Below are 21,251 nucleotides of genomic sequence, written 5' to 3' on the forward strand. Positions count from 1 at the left end.
ATCGCAATTCCTGTTTAACGGCAATCAAAAACACCAGTCTGTTGGTATTCTGCTACCAAAACACAATCACTTATTTCCGATTTTCTTTCGGTTAAAAATTGGCTCCCGTTACGAATTTGGAATTCGCTCCAAAAGTTTTGTGAATAGAGCGGCTGCACGATTGGACCTTCACCATGATACCAGGAATAAAAATCGAGCATCGCTCCGCAATTGTTCCACCCATCTGTGTAAATCGTGTCCATCTTAACAACCATTTCATTCTGGCTGAGTTCTTTAGCAATTATCGAAGGGTTGTCCTTTTCAGGCAAAATTTTAACCATGGCAAAAATTAAAGAAAGTATTATTGCCGCGTACGAACCTGCTAAAGCTTTATTCATCGACTTACCGATAGACAACCCTTTCATATTCCAAACCAAAGAAATGGAGATGACAGCAGATAGATAACTGAATGTCCGAGGAAAGGGAAGGGTTCTGAAAACAATTACATAGGCTGCTGCCGATCCAAGGAAAAACCACAAGAACCTCTTCTGCAAACCAAACAAATTCCGGTTAGGCAAAACCGTAAGAATCAAGCCCAGTACGAATGCCGGTCCCAGTAGGGTGAATATATCGTAGAGAAAATTAAGCTTCTCTCCATCGGCCAAATTATGCAGGTTCCTTTCGTTCACCCATTGGTTGCCGATTATTGAATCTATGCCCGAATAATACATGAGCGGTGAATAAAGCGCGAAAGCGAAAACAATCGAGAGGATGGCGCTAACCAAAATCTTTACCACGGGAACTGTTCCTTCTTTTTGATAAAGCTCCCAAACTAGCATTGAACCAAGGCTAAATGCGGGAATAATAAAACTCGGCAAGGTAAATACCCCCAACGAAACTGAAATCGCAAGTAATGACCAGTATGCCCAACTGGAAAATTCACTTTTCGCTTTTTCCTCAGACAGAATCTTTATTGACCCATACAGGGCAACAAGGAAAAATGTAGCTTGAAGACCGTACCCTCTGGCTTGAGCAGAATATTGAATGGTTGCCATTGAACAGCTCCAAAAAAGAACCCCGATCAAAGACCAAGTAACAGATGATTCTACTCTTAGAATTCTATAAATCAGAAACCCGCTTACTATTGCTGAAATGAGCGAAACAGACCGCATGGCAGTAAAGGGGTTCATCGGTATCTCCACTACAAAAGAGCCTAAAACAGAAAATAATACGTGGTTGTTTGGAAACGGATATGTGGAAATAGCGATCCTCCATCCCTGTGAAACGAAATGTCGATAAGTTAGCGCTTCGTCAATGTGAATTGGTTGGTTCAAAACAAGCCAGGTGGCGAAAAGGACGATAATCGACAAGGTCAGGCCAAGGCCAAAATTGACCCGCTTATTGTTCACCATCCGGCTGATTCGTTTCTTTCAACAAATAAAGTGGCCGTTTCTTAACGTTGTTGCTTATACGCCCAACATACTCTCCAATGATTCCAATTGAAAAAAGTTGAATCCCTCCAATAAAAAGGACACTCAACATCAACGAGGTCCAACCTGGTTCGTACACCTTCCAAACAAAGCGCGAATATAGGGCAAAGAGCATCAACAAAAATGAAATGAACGATACCACAAAGCCCGAAATGGTGGCCATTTTGAGCGGAAAATTGGAGAAGGAAGTGATTCCGTCAAGAGCAAAACGGAGCATTTTCCTGTTAGTGTATCCGGTACTTCCGCTAAGGCGTTGATCACGCTCATATTCCACAAACGTCTGGTTAAATCCGATCCATGCAATTTGCCCACGAAGGAATTTTTCGTGTTCCGGCATTTGTTTCAATGCCTCTACCACGCGTCTTGTGATGATTCTGAAATCGCCTGTATCAATTGGAATATTGACACTTGTGATGTTGGCCAGCAAGCGATAGAAAATTTTGGCCGAGGCTTTCTTAAAAACCGTTTCTCCTTTGCGAGCAATCCTCCGAGCATAAACAACATCAAAACCTTCTTTGGTCTTTTTGACCATTTCTGAAATCAGCTCGGGCGGGTCTTGAAGGTCAGCATCAATAATAACAACAAGGTCGCCTTTGCAACGGTCAAGACCAGCAGTGACGGCAATCTGATGTCCGAAATTCCTGCTGAGATCCAGATAATTGATCGCTACATCTTGGTTCGAAAGCTTTTTGATCTCCCCTAAGGTGCCGTCTGCACTTCCATCATTGATGAAAAGCAGTTCCGTCTTGGTTAATCCCAAGGTTTTGATGACAGCCACCAACCGATCAAACAAGGGTCGGATATTTTCCTCTTCGTTGAATACAGGTATGATGACTGATAGATCCATTTCAGATCTTCATTTCTGGGATGTCTCCTTCAACAATCAGCCGCCCTTCGGTAGCAGCAACCACTTCTTCAACTGTTACTCCCGGAGCGGTTTCAATCAGTTTAAAACCATCTGGTGTTACGTCCAGAACGGCCAAGTTCGTAACCACGCGTTTTACACAACCCACACCAGTGATCGGAAGCGTGCATTGCTTCAAAAGCTTTGACTCTCCTTCCTTGTTTGTATGCATCATGGCTACAATGATGTTCTCTGCAGATGCCACAAGATCCATTGCACCACCCATTCCTTTCACCATTCTTCTAGGAATTTTCCAGTTGGCGATGTCTCCGCTATCGGACACTTCCATGGCACCCAAAACCGTCAGTTGCACGTGTTGACCACGGATCATGGCGAAGCTGGTGGCCGAATCGAAATAAACAGCTCCCGGACGTGCTGTGATGGTCTGCTTTCCTGCGTTGATCAGATCTGCATCTTCTTCGCCATCAAACGGAAATGGTCCCATTCCGAGAATGCCGTTTTCTGATTGAAATTCCACCTCAATTCCTTCGGGAATATAATTAGCAACCAGCGTTGGGATCCCAATTCCAAGGTTAACGTAGTAACCATCGCGCAGTTCCTGCGCAATTCTTTTTGCTATTCCGTTCTTATCTATTGCCATTACGAAATTTTAAATGCGTGGTCTGACGGTTCGCTGTTCGATTCGTTTTTCGAATTTCTCTCCTTGGAAAATGCGGTTTACGAAGATTCCAGGAGTGTGGATGAAATTGGGGTCCAATTCTCCCGGTTCTACCAATTCTTCCACTTCTGCAACAGTGATCTTTCCGGCCATTGCCATCATTGGGTTGAAGTTGCGGGCCGTTCCTTTATATATGAGGTTTCCCAAATGGTCGCCTTTCCATGCTTTTACAATGGCGAAATCGGCAGTTAAAGCGGTTTCCAGAATGTGCGGTTTGCCATTGAATTCGCGAACCTCTTTACCTTCGGCTACTTCTGTTCCGAAACCAGCAGGTGTGAAAAAGGCTGGAATTCCAGCTCCGCCAGCACGACATCTTTCGGCCAACGAACCTTGCGGAATCAGATCAACCTCCAATTCTCCGCTCAACATCAATCGCTCAAATAGATCGTTTTCTCCAACGTAAGAAGAGATCATTTTTCGGATCTGCCGTTTTTGAAGCAAAAGGCCAAGTCCGAAATCGTCAACTCCAGCATTGTTGGAGATGCACGTCAGATCCATGATTCCCATCTTGACCAATTGAGCAATGCTGTTCTCTGGAATTCCGCAAAGGCCAAATCCGCCTAGCATCAAGGTCATTCCATTTTTGATTCCGGCCAACGCTTCTGCCGGTCCTTTTACAACTTTATTCATCTTACTTATTCAAAACCCGGATCGTACAATCCGCCCCGTTGGTTGCTATTCTGTTTATCGTATTTCTTACAATCGAGCTCAACACGAAGTTCTCCTTCTGGTCTATCAAATGGTCCAGTAGAAATGCCGATCTTCTTGTCGTCATAAACCTGCTTCATGTAAAGTGCCCAAATAGGCAATGCCATGGATGCGCCTTGTCCTTCTAAAATTGTCCTGAAATGGGCGGCACGGTCTTCGCAACCGACCCAAACGCCTGTGACCAGGTCGGGCGTGTGGCCCATGAACCAACCATCTGATTGGTTCTGAGTTGTTCCTGTTTTTCCTGCTATCGGATAGTTGAGTTTGTATTTGTAGCGAAGTCGAATTCCAGAACCGGCCTGCACAACGCCTTCCATCAGGTTGATCATGGTATAGGCGGTTTGCTCATCCATTACCTCGTGTGTTCTAGGAACAAACTCTTCCAATACGGTTCCTGTTTTGTCTTCAATTCGGGTAATGACCACTGGTTCGGTGTAAACGCCTTGATTGGTAAATGTGCAATGCGCTGCGGTCATTTCATAAACAGAAATGCTTGGTGTGCCTAAGCAAATTGCTGGATAAGGGTCAATCGGGGCCGTAATGCCCATTTTTCTGACTAGGTCAATTACAGCCTGCGGTCCAAACTTTTTCATGATGAACGCAGTGATGGAGTTGACCGAATGCGCCAACGCCTCTTTCAAGTTCATTTCGTCACCATCATGCTTATTGTCTGAGTTTTTAGGTGTCCAATCCTGGGGCAGATTCCACCTGTCTTTCTCAAACGTAACCGGAATGTTGAGCACTTTCTCGCATGGCGACCAACCTTCTTGCATGGCCAAAGCATATACAAATGGTTTGAAAGTTGAGCCCACTTGACGGCTTCCTTGCTTCACGTTATCGTACTTGAAATGTTTGTAGTTGATACCGCCAACCCAAGCTTTCACAAATCCCGTTCTCGGATCCATCGACAATAGACCCGATTGCAGAAAATGCTTGTAATAACGAATGGAATCCAAGGGAGAAAGAACCGTGTCAATCTCGCCTTTCCACGAGAAAATGGTCATTTCGATGGGCTTATTGAAAACAACCTTCAACGAATCATCAAAGGGTTCCCAAATTTCTTTGTAAAGCTTCCATGTTTTGTCCAGATCGGGCTGAAGTTTGGCAGATTTCTTCTTGAGCTTTTCAATCTCATCACGGATATCTTCCTGCTCATCTTCTTTCTCCATACGCTCTGCACGCTCGAACTCCTTGTATAGTTTGTCTATCTGACCCTCGTACCCATTTTGCTCGCTTTTAAAAACGAAATAATCGTGATAGCGTTTTCGAATATCTGGCCGCAGGTCGAGCCGTTCGTTGTAGCGCGTTGAACGTCTCATGGATTGAAGCATGATGCTTTCTATCTCATCTTCGCTTACTCCTCTGAATGGTGCGGTCTTATTGTTTTTCTGGTCTTTCCAAAACTTTGCCTGATGTTCTGTGATATGTTCGGTAACTGCGTTTTCGGCATATTTCTGAAGACGCGAGTCGATGGTTGTATAAACACGCAAGCCATCGCGATACAGATCATACTTAGAACCATCCGGTTTCAGATGGGTATTGCACCATTTGGTGAGCTCGTTTCGCAGATACTCTCGGAAATAGGTTGCTGATCCCTCGTTGTGATCCGTGCTGTGGTAATCCAATTCCAACGGCAGCGCGTCAAGCGAATCCATTTCGGTCTCCGTCAAATAACCATTGCGCTTCATTTGTCCGAAAACCGTGTTTCTCCGATCACGGGTCAATTCCAAGCGTCTTCTAGGATTGAAGAGAGCCGGATTTTTAAGCATTCCAACAAAAACGGCTGCTTGTTCGATTCTCAACGAATCGGGGCTGGTATTGAAGTAAACAGAAGACGCAGATTTGATTCCGACTGCTCCATTGATAAAATCGACCGTGTTCAGATACAGCGCAATGATCTCTTCTTTGGTGTAACGTTTTTCCAAACGCGTGGCAATAATCCATTCTGCCGGTTTCTGAACCAACGCACCTCCGCGCAATCGATTATCGCCAGTACGCGTGTCGAAAAGGTTCTTGGCCAACTGCTGAGTAACCGTGCTACCTCCGCCCCGCTTTCCTGCAAGCATAATGGCACGTGCCAAACTGTAAAGATCTACACCGCTGTGTTGGTAGAAACGCTCATCTTCGGTAGAAACCAACGCGTGAACCAAGTGTGGAGAAAGATCTTCGTATTTGACATTCGATCGGTTTTGAACGAAATACGTTCCGAGCACTTTCTGGTCTGCAGAATATACTTCGGAAGCTAAGTTGCTTTTTGGATTTTCGAGTTCATCGAAGGTTGGAAGCGGCCCCCAAAGTCCTGCGGAAATTGAAAATAAATGAAGGACAATAAGCATTGGTCCGGCCAATACCATCAGCCAGAAGTACAACACGTACTTTCTCTTAATCGGTGCTGTTTTTTTCTGTGCCACTATTTCCCTACGTGCTTTTCGATTGATATTCCAACATCCAGAACAGACGGAAGAGCCTCTGTGCGCATACCTTGCTCAAACTGAAACGAATAAACCCCAGAGTTAGGAAAGCTGATGTTCTGCTTGAACAGAATGTGATTGTCGAGAATGTCTCCCAATCCTGTGCCCAACCATCGGCCAGAACCATCGGCTAGAATACATTCTACCGTGTCTTTGGCGGTTTTGCCAGACGGAAATGTGGTGCTGACGAACATATAAATGTTTGCATACGGATACATGGCGTCATTCCTTAGATCGATATAGAAATCATATCCGGTCATGGTATCAGTAACTTCCACATCGAAGGTAATCTTATCTCCAACTTCCCAAATTTTGTTAGGCAAGGATTTGCTCGATTGATACATGGACTGTTTGCACCCGACCATGGCGAACATGAATACAATTCCTATGACCAGGAATCGATTACGTGGCATTGTTGTTCGTGTTTCCAGAACTGTTATTCCGATTACGATTTCTGCTCTTTCTGCGTTTGTTGTTGCCCGAACCTTGCTTTTTATTTCCGCCTTGCTGTCCTTTCGGCCTGTCAAAACGAGTTAGATCATCTTGCCCAACCACATTTTCGTAGTCGTGTTTCACCACTGGAACCGCAGCATGCACCACATCTACAAGTACAGCCGGTTTTTTACCCTCCTTGTTCATTTTCAAGATTTCCTTGACCCGCTCAATTGGAACCTCGATAAAATTGGATGGGTCATCGCGCATGGTAAACCACATCACGCCTTTGAAAATATCAACCTTCTGCGTGAACGCTGATCCTTTCTCGGTCTCCAATTTGGTTTTCTGATTCGGGAAATCTTTGAGCGCATCGAGATAACTGTCCAACTCGTAATTGAGACAGCATTTCAGTTTTCCGCATTGGCCCGCCAATTTTTGAGGATTGAGCGACAGCTGCTGATAACGTGCTGCGCTGGTGCTTACGGTTCTAAAATCAGTCAACCAGGTAGAACAGCAAAGTTCTCTTCCGCAAGAACCGATGCCGCCAACGCGAGCTGCCTCTTGCCTTGCTCCTATTTGCTTCATTTCCACCCGCACCTTGAACTCGTCCGCATATCTTCTGATCAGATCGCGGAAATCAACTCGGTCTTCGGCCGTGTAATAAAAAACAGCTTTGCTCCTATCTCCTTGATATTCCACATCGCTGATCTTCATGTTAAGGCCCAACTCACGAGCAATGATCCTTGCGCGCGTTTTGGTCTGCTGCTCACTGTTCACGGCTTCCTGCCATTTGTCGATGTCAGCTTCGGTGGCCTTCCTGAATATCTTCTTAAAGTCTCCCGTTGCAGAATCTACGTTACGCTTGCGCATTTGCAACATCACGAGGTCGCCTGCCAAGGAAACCGTACCCACATCGTGACCAGGAGAGGCTTCTACAGCTACCACATCTCCTTCTACCAAACGAAGATTGTCTTGTTTGAAAAACTGCTTTCTGGTGTTCTTAAAACGCACCTCCACAAACTCAGAAACGGTATAACCTACCGTGTCTTCCATGTTTGACAGGTAATTGAAAACACTCAATTTATCGCAACTGCCTGTTTGACAAGCACCGTTATTCTTACATCCTCTTGGCAGACCACTTTCGGTCTTTCCGTTACTACATCCGCTACATCCCATCGTTCTACATTTTGTACTAAGAAGGCAAATTTAATTGTTTAACGGGCTGTGCCGTCAATTACTTCAGTGCCCCGCTCATAAGCAGGTCTGAAAGTTGGAAAGACAGGTCGGTAAACACGATCCTGGCGTTGGCATTTCGTTCAATGTGGTAATGGGCATCGTTGAAAGCGGTGAGAATTCCAGATGCATTTTCAACCGTAATGAAGCGAGAGAATTTATGTACGAACTCCATTTCCTCCCGCAGCAACTTGTCTTTTGTTTCTGGAAGCGTTCGATACATCAATACCTTTCGAAGAATGCCGCTTGATTGGGTGATCAATGCTTTCTGCTGCTCTCTTCCCAAAGCGTTGAACTCTTCAGAAAGGTCTTGGATCTTCTCCATGTTGAGCACAAAACAGGCACGCATCCAATCGATAAAAAACCGGACGGTTACGGTGATAGACTCTTGATCGTCCAATAATTGTTTGGCCAAATTAAGATTGCCATCTGCCAAATGTGCCAACCTTTTCATCTGTTCCAGATCAGCCCCATCTGCCGAAAGGGACTCCGCAATTTCTGCATCGCTCAATCTACCAAGCAAGTGCATTTGCACCCTCGACAGTATTGTCTGCAACATGTTTTCGGTGCTTTCGGCCACAAGCAGAAAGACGGTTCTTGCTGGTGGCTCTTCTAAGATCTTAAGCAACTTATTGGCCGAAGATTCATTCATGTTTTCGGCCAGCCAAATAAGCACAACCCGATAATCGGCTTCGTAGGCTTTATAACTCAGGTTTTGCAGCACTTCCTTACTGTCATCCACATTGATAGCGCCCTGCTTGTTGTCGATTCCCAACTCCTTCAACCAGTCGTTCAGGCTGAGGTAAGGATTGTTGATCACTGCTTTTCTCCATTCGGGTAAGAAGTCCTTACTGGAAAAATTCTTGTGGTCAACTTTGGATGTTTTGTTTTTCGGGAAGATCAATTGGAGGTCTGGATGTTCCAGCTTCGCATACCGAATGCATGAATCGCATTTTCCGCAGGAATCTATTTCTCCTCTGTCTTTACAAGCAAGATATTGAGCGAAAGCAAGCGCCAACGGCAACGAGCCAGCTCCAGACGGGCCAACGAGCATCTGAGCATGTGCCACACGTCCGTTACGAACAGAATTGCACAGTTTGGATTTGAGTTGTTTTTGCCCTACGACCTCTGAAAAAAGCATGCGTCAAATTTAATGAGAAGAGACAAGAGATATAGAGGTAAGAAACAAGGCCTCTTGGTCCGCCCTTATCTCTATATCTCTTGTCTGTCCAGTCTCCTTATTCAGGATGATAGATCTGCTTGGCATTTTTCAGAATCTCCTCCTTGTCCAAGGTCATTGGTTTGGTTTCGTGACCTGCCAATAGATCCATCTGGTCGTTGTAGTGAGGGCTGTTTGGCCTGTCGCAATTTCCACCAGCCATCAGCGACTCGATGTGAGGCAGTCCTTCTTTTGAAAAACTAACCAACTGCAGGTAAGAGTCTCCTCCTTTGCAATCCATGGTTCCGGCATCAGCATCCCACTCGCTGGCCGATGCGGCCAACACATCTGCAATGCCACCAAGGCCAACGGTTTTTCCGTTTCGCGTAAACGTTTGAGCCTCACCAAATGGAAATTCGAGCTTATTGAAGTGACGCATGAATTCCTCTTTCGTTTTGCGAATGGCCGATACCCAGACACTATCGTCCACAAACAATCCTTGCTCCACGGCCTCCGACCTTCTACCGGTTTGCTTCATAACCTTCTGCGCGGTGGCATAGGCAAAAGCCGCTTGCATGTTTTCTGGCCCCATGTTGTAATTCCAACGATGCATAACCTCAATGGCATCCGCGATGTCTGGATATTTCGTAGCATCAAGATTGTAGGCGTTTTTCATGCTCTCGATGAAAATATGATTCTCAGGCACCTGTTGATCCCATTTTATCGCCTTGAACTCATCCCAATCAAGCTTTCCGTATTGTTTCATCAGATTCTGAAACTGCACACTTCTATTGTTGTCATAAATTCTGAACCCCATGTGCTTAGGATAACCCTTGGCGCTGAGGTTTTCGGCCTCACACGTTGCGTTGAACGGTGTGTTGTTCGTGTTAAAAACGTAGCCACATGTTGGATTCAGGTATTGCGGAAGTTTCTCAATCGGCACAATGCCCGTCCAGTTGGTTTTTGATGTGTTTCCTGGAACCAAGCCTTCATAGTTGAACGAGGTGTCGCGATCAGGAATCAAACCGTAATCGATGTAATAGATGGTATCCTGTCTATCAGCATAAATAATGTTGAAGCGACCTAAGGCCATCATTTCCAGCGCTGTTTTAAACTCGGTGAAATTGCTGGCCTTGTTCATGTTGAACCATTGATTGGCCACACGGATATCTTCCGAAGCAGGGCATTTGACCGAGTAGAACATCTTTCCTTTTTTGGAGCGGAGTGTTGGGCCATACTTGCTCCAATAGCTCATCATTTTCACTGGAATCACAATTCCGCCAACTTTCACTTTCAGCCAAACGGGGCGTTTTTCCAGCTTCAACCATTCTCCATCATACTCATACATCAACTTTTTCTTGGGATGCATTTTCAGCTTGTAGGTGTCCACAAGATCGAGCCCGTTCCAAGTATGCGTCCAACCCAGATTCTCGTTGGTTCCCAAAAAGATGCTCACGCCTCCCGGAAATAACCCGCCAAGAATATTGAGTCCTTCCTCAGAGTTCAAATGCGCCTCATACCACGAGAACGCGCCATCATAAGGCATGTGTGGATTCACCGCCAGATAGGTTTTCCCATCTTCCGTAGCGGCCGAGTTCATTGCAAAGGCGTTTGAGCCCATCGGCACCTCTTCTTTATCAAACTTATTGCCGATGATCTTCTGGATCGGTTTGTGCGCATTGCAGATCACGCTCAACGAAAACACATAACTGGCAACAACATCTTTAGGAGTAATTGGAAATGCCTTTTTAATGAATTTTTCGTCCTTCCAATGCTTTTTGGCATAGGCATTTATCCCAGCACAAAAACCCTCCAAGTACTTTTTGAACTCTGGTGAAATGTCTTGTTCATAGCGCTCCTCCACCAATTTTTGAATGCCGAGTGTGTGGGTCAGAAAGTCGCGGCCCGCTCCGTCTTTACCTTGATAACGCCCAGCAAATCCTTTGCCTGCATAAAGCATCTCCTGCATGGTCGGAAAAAGATCTTCGGCACTTGCCCATGCCAAACCATAGGCTACTTCCGCATCTGTTTTGGCAAAAATGTGCGGCACGCCATATTCGTCTCGCGCAATGGTGATGTTGGTCGGGTCGATCTGGGCAAAAACCGTGTGTGACAGAAGGACAAGCAGGAGGGTCTTTTTCATGTATAATGGAGGTGAATGGCGAACTTACTTTAAACAGATCACTCAGCCAAAGACAACTGGCCCTCCCATCAGCATGTTTGCGGATAATTGCTGCTCAATCGTCTTTAAGCGGCACATCCAATTTAGATTATCAGTAGCAATGGTTACGTTATGCGTGTATTCGGCTAGAACATCCGAAGAATGGGTTACTTCATCTCTACTTTCAACTACATCATATGTGGATTGCGCTATATCATATGTGGATTGGGTTACTTCATCCCTGAATTGAATGATATTATGATGAGATTCGTTTAGGTCATCCGTAGCTTTGATTACTTCATCCGTAGCTTATTATTAGCTTATAATTACTTCACTTTAAGCCAAAGGATTTTTTTGAGGTGTTGATAACGGTCTGATAATGATGCCGCTGACCGCTGCGCTGATTTTCTTGTGAGCCTTCAGTAGACTGCCTCTGGTCTTCTAAGTGGCTGAGCGTATTTTACTGTTAGCGCTGTTTCTTGCAACTGTAAATCCCCAAATTAGTTGAGAATTTAGTTTTCCAAAGCGAATCATTCGCTGATTTTCGAACTACAGCGCCCTTTATGTTTTTAGTTTCAAATAATGTCGAATTGCAGTCGATTATCGACTAATGCCCAAAAACGATAGACTTGTTAAAAACAATGCCATTACTTTTGCAGGGATTATCCATTTGTACGCAAACACATGAACGGATTCAAATCCCTCATCCTCTTATCAGTGTTAGCAATAGCTTCTACCGATTCAATCGCCCAAACGGGAGTTGCTATTAACGCTACTGGTGCTGCCCCAAATTCAAATGCAATTCTAGATGTTACAAGTGCCACCAAGGGGGCGTTGCTTCCTCGAATGACATCTGCAGAGCGGACTGCCTTTGTTCCAACCGGGTTATCTGGTATGACTGTTTTCGATACTACAACACAATCATATTGGTATTGGGATGGAAACACAAACATCTGGAAACAAATTCCTACTACCACAGGAACCTCACTTGATGCAGCATATGATGCGGGTGGTTCTGGCCTAGGAAGAACCATCACTGCTGATGCGGGAAACGTGGAGATTCAAGGGGCTGGTTTTTTGACCGTGGCTTCGAACATTGGAGTTGGAACAACCTCACCAGATAGGAGAATGAAGATCTCTGGAGCCGGTTGGACTGCTCTTGAGGTTGAGAACACCGATAACCAAGATGCCGCCATTGAGTTGACATCGCAAAGTGTTTCAAATTACATTTTTACGGACAACACCGGGTATTTAGGGCTGGAAAGTGCTGCTGGAAAGGAAATCTCACTGAGAACAGATGGTGCAAATGAAAGAATGGTGATTCAATCCGATGGTCGGGTTCGGGTGAACAATCTTGCAGATGCGAACAGTGCGGTAGTGCTTTCAAATGCAGCGGGGGTTCTAGGCAAAAGACCACTTACGGGAAGCACAACAGATGTGCTTTTAGGCACAGGGGCTTTCGGTCCGGCTTCGGCCTTTGCAGATGATGATTGGTATCAGGTGCTATCTACCAATACACCCACAGGCATCAACGATTGGATCTACACGAATGGGCGTGTTGGAATAGGGGTAGGTGCTTTATCAAACCCATCATCTCCTTTAGAGGTTGGCGCATCAGGCTCGGGTAATCCGGATGCCAATTCCATTGTTGCATCAAATCCTACCAACGCGGTATCAAACGATGCTATCATCATGACTCGCGTAGCTGGTTCTTCAGCTGGCGATCCTTTTTTCTCCATGGATATTTCGGGAGAGGCAGGTTGGTCTATGGGAGTGGATAATGACCATGGAAATAGATTTAAGGTTGCTCCAAGTTGGAATAACCTTTCATCAAGCACCGCTTTGACCATTAAACCAGATGGGAACGTGGGGGTTGCTACAGACGACCCCAACCAAAAACTCCAAGTGAATGGAGTAATTAGAAGTAATGGTTCTTACATGATTGATGTGGATGCGGCAAATGGTGCTGGTCCTCGAATTGCGTGGGGTACCACTTCAGACGTTTACGCCATGATGAATTTGGGCGCATATGCTGGAATAAACAACCTCGAAACAAAGGACCGCGATTTCAGGATCGGTTCAACTGCGGTTACCAATGCCATTTATTTAAAAAATGCAGATGGTAATGTGGGAATTGGTACCGCTGGCCCTGAACGTAAGCTTCATGTTGACGGAGATATGAAAATCGGTGTAGACGCCTCTACTTTGCGAACACTGTATTTTGGAGACGCTAGCTACGTTTATCTTCAGGAAACAGCGGACGATTACCTGACCATTGAAGCTGCTAACGGAACCAGAATCGGAAATCAAGGCACCTACATCAAAGATGTTTTTCACGGATCGTTCCTAGTGGGAAATAGTAACGCAGATCAATGTTCTGTGTGTTCTTGGGACGGATTTGGGTCCGGTCACTTAGAAATTCAAGTGCTATTCAGCACTTTGGGAATCCCCAGCGGTACGAATAAGACCATTATGCTGACTGTTGATTCCGGGAATAATACTTACGATGATGAATTTGCTGTTAGTTTGCAGAATTTTTCCACTGATAGAATGGACATATTCATAAGAAGAATAGACAGCTCTGGAAGTACGTGGGGATTGACCAGTATGCGCGTTAATTATATAATCATGAATAACAACTAGTTTGCTTCAAGATAAGCCAAACACAAATCCACAGCAGCCTCCACTCCTTTCTTGTGCGTTCGCTCCATACCGTGCGATGCTGCCACTCCAGGACCAATAAGACCAACTCGGAAATCATTACCTGCACGAAGTGCGGCTGAGCCGTCAGAGCCATAATATGGATAGATGTCTACTGCGTAAGCAATCTTATTCTTCTCCGCTAGCTCCACAAGCTTTTTACGGAATTCATAATCATATGGGCCGCTAGAATCCTTAGCGCAGATAGAACAGGCCGTTTCTTTGCCCTCGCAAGCATCCCCAATCACACCCATATCTATGACTAGCAGTTCTTGGATTGTTGGGGCATATCCACAAGTGCCGCCATGACCAACCTCTTCGTAATTACTGAAGAACAGCTCAACCTGTGCGCTTTTTCCTGATTCTTTCAGTCGTCTGGCCACCTCCATCAAAACAAAACATCCGGCTTTGTTGTCCATGAACCGACTTTTGATGTATCCGCTTTCAAGCTCCTGATACTTAGTGTCGAACGCAATGATATCACCATTGGAAATACCGAGCTGCTTCGCGTCATCAGCTGACGAAACCTCCTCGTCCAAACGGATGAACATGTTTTCTAACGAACGCTGTTTAGTGTTCGTGTCCTTATTTGCATGCACAGATGGGTCTTTCAGTAAAAGTGTTCCTGAATAAACCTTTCCGCTATGAGTATGAATCCGACAATATTCGCCTTCAAATCCGTTGAGAGACAATCCGCCCAAAAGGGAAAACTTGAGATGTCCGTCCTTTTGTATGCCGCTAACGATGGCACCAAGTGTGTCGACATGTGCTGCCATGGCAATGGTCGGGTTTGATCCCAGCGAACATTTCACTGCTCCTTTATTGGTATACTCTGGTGAGTAGCCCAAGCAATGGAAATAATCGAAAATATATTTGCAAGCATTGGTGGTAAATCCCGTTGGCGAATCTATCTCCACCAATTCTCTCAACTTGTCGTAATGGTTCATGTTTTGGTCTTTGGCTCAAAGAAAGAAAAACCTGACAGACCTGACATCACGACCCGAAAATGAATGTCCAATTCACCCTCTGTCAGACCTGTCAGTAATCGCGTTTTTTGGCACTATTTAGTGGCAAGACACGCTGACTTTTTCTGAATCCCTTTGTTTACAAGGCTTTCAGCGCGTTTTTACGTTTCGTAACTTCTGGATGGCATGGCCTTGTGCATGGTAATTGCCTACTGCCCATCGTCAAACATTAATTCACAAACAACTAAAAACAAATATTATGGAAGACGCATTCAAAAAATTCCTTTACGCTGGTGTTGATTTAGCTGCTGAAGTATCTACAAAATTCGAGCAATCTGTAAAAGAGCTTATCGAGAAAGGTAAGATCTCTGATGTAGAAGGTAAGAAAATGGTTGATGAGCTTTTCGAGAAAACAGAAGCTCGTAAAGAAGAGTTCGAAGCAAAATATGCTGAGATCAAAGAAAAAGTTGGTATCGTTAAGAAAACAGAAGAAGAAATTCTTGCTGACCTTAAATCAAAAGTTGCTGACTTGGAAAGCAAAATTGGAAAGTCTTCAGCTAAAGCTGCAGCTCCAAAAGCTGCTGTTAAAGCTTAATTGAACCGTTGAAGCAAGATTTAGCCGTCTTGCTTCTATGTTTGTTAGTAAGCGCCCAAACACGATGTTTGGGCGCTTTTTTTTGTCATTTAATGGCCTTTTACCTTAAATTCTAAAACTTAAATTTAGCTGCCAATTCTCAAGTTGGGAAAGAACAACATTCCAAGTTGGCAACTACATTAGCCAACGTTGTTTGAAACTGAAATGCAGATTGCTTCATTTTCCAGCCTTGATTATGGAATTTGTTACGGTAATTGGTCACCTGAACAGTTTTTAACAAATTTATTTGACGCAATGGAAAATACAATTTTTTGTGTTTTTTGTGCGAAAATGGTGATTTTTTTGCGTTGTTTACATTTAGTACCATGTGCAAATTCATGTTTAGCGGGACAACAAAGGTTCTGATCCTGTCCTGATAAAAATGTTTTCGTCAAGTGTGGTGGTGTTTTCGTAAGGTTCAAAGCAAATAACGAGTATGAAAATTTTACGTATATTGTTACAAGTATTTCGCAACATGATAAATAAATTCACTTCGGCATTCTTTCTTTCTGTGATATTATGTTTTTACTATGACAGCGTTTGGGCACAAGAACCTCATCCAGACCAAAGTTACCTGAAGGCAATTCAAGGCATCCAGTCCAAACCCGCAGAACCAATTACGTTTGGCCCTGACGTTGAAAGTCTTAACCTCCAAAACCAAAATCTTTCTGAGTTGCCAGCTGAGGTTTTTCAATGTTTGAACCTTGTTTCTGTAGACCAGTCTTTCCAAATTCTGGAAATGTTACTTAAAAACTTTAAAAGAACCTTGCTCAATTACTCCGCTGAGCTAGTGTATTTGTTTTTTGGTTTATCCAAGCCACAAATCATCCCTTATTAGTCTCCAAACTAGCCATATAGAAAAATGACATTCGTAAAAATCATACCCACTTTACTGTTGAGCTCATTTCTTCAGGTAGCTGTTGCACAAACCAACGATGTAAAACCTACAGAGAGCAATGAAGCAAAGCAAGAGTCAACAGATGAAATAAACCCTTATGCTAATGAGCAAATTGCTGATGACGCAACAAACCCTAGTCCATTGGGCCTGGACACCAACAACATCAGCATCACTTACGATGATTACAATATTGAAGTAGCGGATTTTCTATACGGCACTTGGGGTCTACAAAATGTACTCATTACAAAACCCGATTCTACCGAATTATTAGTCCCACAGATAGATTTCTTTCAACTCCGTTTTACCGATTCAAAAACGCTGATTTTTAGGCTAAATGACAGGCTTCCTGAGCAAAAGGCTGTTTGGAATTATGAGGGCAATGCCATTGTTGCCGCAGCAATGATTCTTAAGGGATGCGAAGATTGCGTCAACCAAATTCGCCTGGATAATTTCGTCAAAACGGAGACTGGTTTTGAGGCTGATATCTTTATTGAAAACAATATGTCCCAATCAGCAAATGGCCATATTAGCTGTAATAAATAAAGGAAATGCAATACATGAAAACGACATACATCTCTATTTTCTTCTTCCTCTTTGGCATTTCTTCCGTGTTCTCGCAGGTGGCTGTAAACGCCTCTATGAATGTTACGCAGCTAAACCATGGCTATGACTGTGGTAGTGATGCTTCTGGAGCGTGCTGTGGCTGTTTTATCAGCATTTGTAACGACCCTGAACCTCGATGGGAGGTTTGGGGTGGTCACAGCGGAGGCAGCTTTAATGCCACTGCTATCACTCAAAATCCAGGAACCCGAAGTTGTGGTGTTTGGAATGTGGCCGATTATGACCTTAATGATTTTACTAATATCACAGCTACTCAATTGAATGTTGATCTGCGCAATTGGGAAGAAGATGGTTGCGGAAGCGATAATAACTATAATACTGGTTGTGTAAACAATGATGACGCTTATGATGCCCGTGCCAGGGTTGGCAATATCAACTTTAGAACCGGGTCTCCATGTCAATTCAACGAATACGGCTTTTTTTATAATAACAACAGTTACGGTGTTAAAGTAGATGTGTACTGGAGCTGGGCAGCCGCTCCAACATTCACAACCAATATCACATCTGATGGTAGTACTTACACCGTTTGTCCAGGTGTGCCACTTACGTTCAGCGGAGTTACTAATGTTGATAACGGACAAGAGGTTGGCCGATGGTTCAGATGGCAGAGCAGTTCCAACGGTACCACATGGAATACTATCGCTGGAGCAACCAGCGCAAATTATTCGTTTACAACCGTCAATGCTACCGCTTCGGGTATTGTAACATATTATCGATTACAGGCAAGTAGCGGCTGTAGCGCCAATTGGTCGGCCCCTTACGTGGCTAATTCGGCAACTATTACTGTAACCGTGCTTGCGCCAAGCAACGCAACCTGCAATTTACCAACATGTGAAACCATATACGTTGACCCGGTCAACGGTAATGACGGCAACACCATGCGGCCTAATACACCATACAAGACCGTTACCAAGGCCCTGAGCGACATTGCATCTAACAACAGCACGCTCAAGACAATTAAGGTGGCAAAGGGCGCTAACACTGAAACCCAAACATGGGTAATGAAGCCTTATACCACAATAGAGGGCGGGTATGTTCCCGGTACGGGCAATACAGACTGGTACAAATCTTCGGCCGCTGCTAACAAGACCACGCTCACCTTTTCTACAGCAGCTGTGCGCACAGAAAACAACAATGTCAAAAACCTCACTGCCGTGTATAGCAATGGAACTAGCAATTGGACAATTCAAGACATTAGCCTTGTAACCAACAATGCCACTGGCACCTCGGTTAGCGGAAGGGGGGTAAGCAACTACGGATTCCACATCGTAAACAGTAGCTCTAACTACACCATCAACAGAGTGAATATGACAGTAGGAAAAGGGAGCAACGGCACAGCCGGTTCCGGAAATGCTAATAACGGGGGCAATGGTGCCACAACTGGTGGCGGTGGTGGTAGTGGTTCCAATGGAAACGGAAACCCTGGTGGCGGATCTAATGGAACGGTTGGTTCTGCTGGAACCCAGCCAACAGGTCTTACCGGAGGAGGAGGGGGAACTGCAGGCACTGGATCAGATGTTTGCGGGAGCACTTCTGGTGGCTGTCCTGGTTCAAAAGGGGGCTGTAATGGAAGTAACGGTACTGCTGGCGGGAACGGTGCCCCAGGGGGGGCTTGGGCAGCTAACAACAGACCTACTGCGCCAGCAGTTAGTAATACGGCTTTTTATACTCCTGGTGGCCAGGCAGATAGTGGTGGTGGTGGTGGTGGTGGTGGACATGGCGGTGGTGGTGGTGGTTCTCGCGGTGGTAGAATCGGCTGTGTTAACTGTGACGGTAAGACCGGTGGCACCGGAGGCGACGGTGGCAAAGGTGGAGCTGGAGGCCTTGGCGGATTTGGTGGTGGTGGTGTATTCGGTATGTGGCGAGATAACTCAACCACGGGCGTAAGTGTCACAGAGTTAAACATTGCAATAGGTACAGCAGGAACAGGGGGTGCTGGAGCCGCTGGGGAAACAGCCCCAAGCACCGGTAGAAACACTGGAAAGTCTAACGGTAGCTGTAATAACTGTGCCGCTGGACAAAGGTGTTCTGGTAATGGGGGCAACGGAGGATATGGTGGTGATGGAGGTAGAGGTAGGGATGGTTCGAATGGCACAACGGCCAATACAGTTGTGGATGGCGTTACCTCTAGCAACACGGCAACAATTGCTTACGTACCAACGATTAACTTAAATAATGGTGCCACAAGGGGAAACATGCCTGGTGTATATTGTATCAACTCAGAAATTTCCATGACCAAGAACGCTGGCAACTGGGCCTTGCCTTCTGGTCTGACTTATGTTAAAGACATTACATCAAGCACTAGTAGCTACTCAAACACAACAAATACTGCAGTTGTGACCACAAACACTGCTGGAAAATATGATATAACTGCCAATTCTGTTGTCTTCAATGACTTCCTGAATGTGGCGCCTACATCACTTTTTAATAGAACGTTGCCAACCGTGTCGGCCAGTCCGTCAACCATTTGTGTCGGTGGTACAACAACCCTTTCTATTGCAAACACATTTAATCCAGGGGGAAATTCCCGTAAAGAACAGGAGTTGCTAATTTATACCACTACTCCGTCCAGCCCCACATTCAGTTATAGTACAGGATCTGTAACGACCAGTGCATTCACAACGGCCGGAACGTACATTGTCAGATACCGTGAACGACACGAGTGCTGCGGTTGGAGTCGACCTGTTTTCGCGACAATTACGGTGGAGGAGGATCCATCAGCTCCAACTATAGCCCCTAATCCGAATGTTGCCTCGGTTTGTGAAGGAAGTATTGTGAAAGCGGTTATTACAGCGGGATCGAACGGGACTGGTTGCGCAGACCTATACGAATATTCCACTAACGGGGGGGCAGATTGGCTTCCGTACACTTCTAACTCAAACATCACTGCTCCTGTCGGGGCATCCGTTGTTACAATCAGAGTTAGTCGTTCATGTACTGGAAACGGCTGTACTCCATATGTGGAGAACAGCTATACGTGGTCCGTTAACCCCTTGCCCACTATCACATTCGATCCAATGCCAGAGGCTTGCAGAAGCAATAGCGCACAGACGGTGGGGCTTGGTTATTCGGCCACGTTGAACAATCCAATTGAATATACAATTGATTTTAATGCGGGTGCAAATACCGCTGGATTCATTGATGTTGCGTACACATCATTGACTACCTCGCCAATCGTAGTGAACGTTCCAGCAAACGCTGGTTCGGCAACAACACAAATCGTGTATAACGGAACCCTTAGCCTGCGTAACGGAAACGGGTGCGTAAGTGCAAGTTATCCAATCACAATAGCCATAAATCCGAATCCAACTGTTGCGCCAACGAATAACAGCCCAATTTGTGAGGGCCCTACGTTAACCTTAACGGGAGGTGGCGCTTTAGGAACAACTCCATATACATACAGTTGGTCGGGTCCAAGTGGTTATACTGGCTCAGGAAGCCCGCTTGACCGCACATCAAGCACAACTGGAATGTCTGGAACATACTCGGTCACCTTAACAGACGCCAAAGGTTGTGCTGCTACCGGAAGCACCGTGGTCAGCGTAGTGCTTGATCCAACCCTCTCTGGGCAGCCAACTGGTACAACCATCTGTGCTGGTCAAACTCATAGCACGTCCATTTCGGTTTCTGGAGGAACTGGACTGGTTTACCAATGGCAATACTCAACAAATGGAACCAACTGGTTCAACGTGGCCACCAACTCTCCTGCAAACGGATTCAGTTACAGCGGAGCGACAAGCCCGAACATAACGATCTCTACGTCTACTGCTGTGCCTTTGTCTGATCAATACAGGTTCAGGTGTCAAGTAACTTCTGGTACTGGCTGCAATCCTAATCCTTTGAATAGCAGTTCAATCACACTCAATGTCGTTCCAGCAACAATTACAGCCAGTCACAGAACGTGGACAGGTATGGTCTCTAACGATTGGCTGAACGCGCTTAATTGGGATTGCGGTGGGGTGCCAGATATAACTGTAGATGTTATCATTCCTGCCGCACCGAGGTATCCGATCATCACAACCGGACAGTTTGCTGAGTGTAACATCATCAAAATAAATGAGAACGGCCCTCCATCCACCATTATAGTAGAAGTGCAGAATGGTGGTAACCTAAAGGTTGATAGTCCATAGATACCAAGTTTAAAAATGACTGTCCACAGAAATAGGAGCGACAATAAAACACCCCGACCAAATGGTTGGGGTGTTTTTGTTTAA

General features: G+C 45.2%; 15 protein-coding genes. 5 read left to right on the top strand and 10 right to left on the bottom strand.

Annotation, left to right across the window (positions count from 1 at the left end; all coding sequences use genetic code 11):
* Positions 1-14 precede the first annotated feature (14 nt).
* The 9 genes from K9J17_01825 to K9J17_01865 all read right to left on the bottom strand — a co-directional run bounded on the left by K9J17_01825 (position 15) and on the right by K9J17_01865 (position 11,201).
* Positions 15-1,391 carry a glycosyltransferase family 39 protein gene (locus K9J17_01825; protein ID MCF8275445.1) on the bottom strand — a complete coding sequence of 459 codons (1,377 nt, stop codon included), beginning with the start codon at positions 1,389-1,391 and terminating at the stop codon, positions 15-17.
* The gene (locus K9J17_01830; GenBank protein MCF8275446.1) at positions 1,378-2,316 is read right to left on the bottom strand and encodes a glycosyltransferase family 2 protein; all 939 of its coding nucleotides are present in this window, start codon (positions 2,314-2,316) and stop codon (positions 1,378-1,380) included. Before K9J17_01830 ends, K9J17_01825 begins: the two co-directional genes overlap by 14 nt.
* Before the next feature lies 1 nt (position 2,317).
* The gene (locus K9J17_01835; GenBank protein MCF8275447.1) at positions 2,318-2,974 is read right to left on the bottom strand and encodes a CoA transferase subunit B; all 657 of its coding nucleotides are present in this window, start codon (positions 2,972-2,974) and stop codon (positions 2,318-2,320) included.
* 9 nt (positions 2,975-2,983) lie between these two features.
* A complete protein-coding gene (locus tag K9J17_01840; protein MCF8275448.1) occupies positions 2,984-3,682 on the bottom strand; it encodes a CoA transferase subunit A in 699 nt (232 codons plus the stop codon).
* Positions 3,683-3,687: 5 nt separating this feature from the next.
* Complete coding sequence (locus tag K9J17_01845; protein ID MCF8275449.1) at positions 3,688-5,529, bottom strand: hypothetical protein; 1,842 nt, start codon at positions 5,527-5,529, stop codon at positions 3,688-3,690.
* A 641-nt stretch (positions 5,530-6,170) separates the two neighbouring features.
* Complete coding sequence (locus K9J17_01850; GenBank protein MCF8275450.1) at positions 6,171-6,644, bottom strand: gliding motility lipoprotein GldH; 474 nt, start codon at positions 6,642-6,644, stop codon at positions 6,171-6,173.
* Positions 6,634-7,842: a hypothetical protein gene (locus K9J17_01855; GenBank protein ID MCF8275451.1), complete on the bottom strand. Its 1,209-nt coding sequence runs from the start codon at positions 7,840-7,842 to the stop codon at positions 6,634-6,636. The genes K9J17_01850 and K9J17_01855 overlap by 11 nt, the downstream gene beginning before the upstream one ends.
* Positions 7,843-7,900: 58 nt before the next feature.
* The gene (locus K9J17_01860; GenBank protein ID MCF8275452.1) at positions 7,901-9,040 is read right to left on the bottom strand and encodes a DNA polymerase III subunit delta'; all 1,140 of its coding nucleotides are present in this window, start codon (positions 9,038-9,040) and stop codon (positions 7,901-7,903) included.
* A gap of 97 nt (positions 9,041-9,137) precedes the next feature.
* Entirely contained in the window at positions 9,138-11,201 is a 2,064-nt protein-coding gene (locus K9J17_01865; protein ID MCF8275453.1) for a penicillin acylase family protein, read from the bottom strand.
* A 702-nt stretch (positions 11,202-11,903) separates the two neighbouring features.
* Between K9J17_01865 and K9J17_01870 the strand changes: the two genes are divergently transcribed.
* Positions 11,904-13,862, top strand: a complete 1,959-nt coding sequence (locus K9J17_01870; GenBank protein ID MCF8275454.1) for a hypothetical protein — start codon at positions 11,904-11,906, stop codon at positions 13,860-13,862.
* Here K9J17_01870 and K9J17_01875 read toward each other — a convergent pair.
* Entirely contained in the window at positions 13,859-14,866 is a 1,008-nt protein-coding gene (locus K9J17_01875; GenBank protein ID MCF8275455.1) for a M42 family metallopeptidase, read from the bottom strand. The two genes, K9J17_01870 and K9J17_01875, sit on opposite strands and share 4 nt — an antisense overlap.
* 277 nt (positions 14,867-15,143) lie before the next feature.
* Here K9J17_01875 and K9J17_01880 point away from each other — a divergent pair, with 277 nt between their 5' ends.
* The 4 genes from K9J17_01880 to K9J17_01895 all read left to right on the top strand — a co-directional run bounded on the left by K9J17_01880 (position 15,144) and on the right by K9J17_01895 (position 21,167).
* Positions 15,144-15,479 carry a hypothetical protein gene (locus K9J17_01880; protein MCF8275456.1) on the top strand — a complete coding sequence of 112 codons (336 nt, stop codon included), beginning with the start codon at positions 15,144-15,146 and terminating at the stop codon, positions 15,477-15,479.
* Between the two features lie 475 nt (positions 15,480-15,954).
* Positions 15,955-16,356 (top strand): hypothetical protein, encoded by a 402-nt coding sequence (locus tag K9J17_01885; GenBank protein ID MCF8275457.1) that lies wholly within the window; start codon positions 15,955-15,957, stop codon positions 16,354-16,356.
* 24 nt (positions 16,357-16,380) lie between these two features.
* The gene (locus tag K9J17_01890) at positions 16,381-16,959 is read left to right on the top strand and encodes a hypothetical protein (protein MCF8275458.1); all 579 of its coding nucleotides are present in this window, start codon (positions 16,381-16,383) and stop codon (positions 16,957-16,959) included.
* A 14-nt stretch (positions 16,960-16,973) separates the two neighbouring features.
* Positions 16,974-21,167 carry a hypothetical protein gene (locus K9J17_01895; protein MCF8275459.1) on the top strand — a complete coding sequence of 1,398 codons (4,194 nt, stop codon included), beginning with the start codon at positions 16,974-16,976 and terminating at the stop codon, positions 21,165-21,167.
* The last annotated feature ends 84 nt before the right edge of the window (positions 21,168-21,251 follow it).

It is taken from the genome of Flavobacteriales bacterium, from assembly GCA_021739695.1.
Lineage (GTDB): Bacteria > Bacteroidota > Bacteroidia > UBA10329 > UBA10329 > UBA10329.

Excerpts from the sequence above, each read along its gene's own strand:
- K9J17_01825 (MCF8275445.1), bottom strand. The coding sequence starts at position 1,391 with ATGGTGAACAATAAGCGGGTCAATTTTGGCCTTGGCCTGACCTTGTCG.
- K9J17_01830 (MCF8275446.1), bottom strand. The coding sequence starts at position 2,316 with ATGGATCTATCAGTCATCATACCTGTATTCAACGAAGAGGAAAATATC.
- K9J17_01835 (MCF8275447.1), bottom strand. The coding sequence starts at position 2,974 with ATGGCAATAGATAAGAACGGAATAGCAAAAAGAATTGCGCAGGAACTG.
- K9J17_01840 (MCF8275448.1), bottom strand. The coding sequence starts at position 3,682 with ATGAATAAAGTTGTAAAAGGACCGGCAGAAGCGTTGGCCGGAATCAAA.
- K9J17_01845 (MCF8275449.1), bottom strand. The coding sequence starts at position 5,529 with ATGCTTAAAAATCCGGCTCTCTTCAATCCTAGAAGACGCTTGGAATTG.
- K9J17_01850 (MCF8275450.1), bottom strand. The coding sequence starts at position 6,644 with ATGCCACGTAATCGATTCCTGGTCATAGGAATTGTATTCATGTTCGCC.
- K9J17_01855 (MCF8275451.1), bottom strand. The coding sequence starts at position 7,842 with ATGGGATGTAGCGGATGTAGTAACGGAAAGACCGAAAGTGGTCTGCCA.
- K9J17_01860 (MCF8275452.1), bottom strand. The coding sequence starts at position 9,040 with ATGCTTTTTTCAGAGGTCGTAGGGCAAAAACAACTCAAATCCAAACTG.
- K9J17_01865 (MCF8275453.1), bottom strand. The coding sequence starts at position 11,201 with ATGAAAAAGACCCTCCTGCTTGTCCTTCTGTCACACACGGTTTTTGCC.
- K9J17_01870 (MCF8275454.1), top strand. The coding sequence starts at position 11,904 with ATGAACGGATTCAAATCCCTCATCCTCTTATCAGTGTTAGCAATAGCT.
- K9J17_01875 (MCF8275455.1), bottom strand. The coding sequence starts at position 14,866 with ATGAACCATTACGACAAGTTGAGAGAATTGGTGGAGATAGATTCGCCA.
- K9J17_01880 (MCF8275456.1), top strand. The coding sequence starts at position 15,144 with ATGGAAGACGCATTCAAAAAATTCCTTTACGCTGGTGTTGATTTAGCT.
- K9J17_01885 (MCF8275457.1), top strand. The coding sequence starts at position 15,955 with ATGAAAATTTTACGTATATTGTTACAAGTATTTCGCAACATGATAAAT.
- K9J17_01890 (MCF8275458.1), top strand. The coding sequence starts at position 16,381 with ATGACATTCGTAAAAATCATACCCACTTTACTGTTGAGCTCATTTCTT.
- K9J17_01895 (MCF8275459.1), top strand. The coding sequence starts at position 16,974 with ATGAAAACGACATACATCTCTATTTTCTTCTTCCTCTTTGGCATTTCT.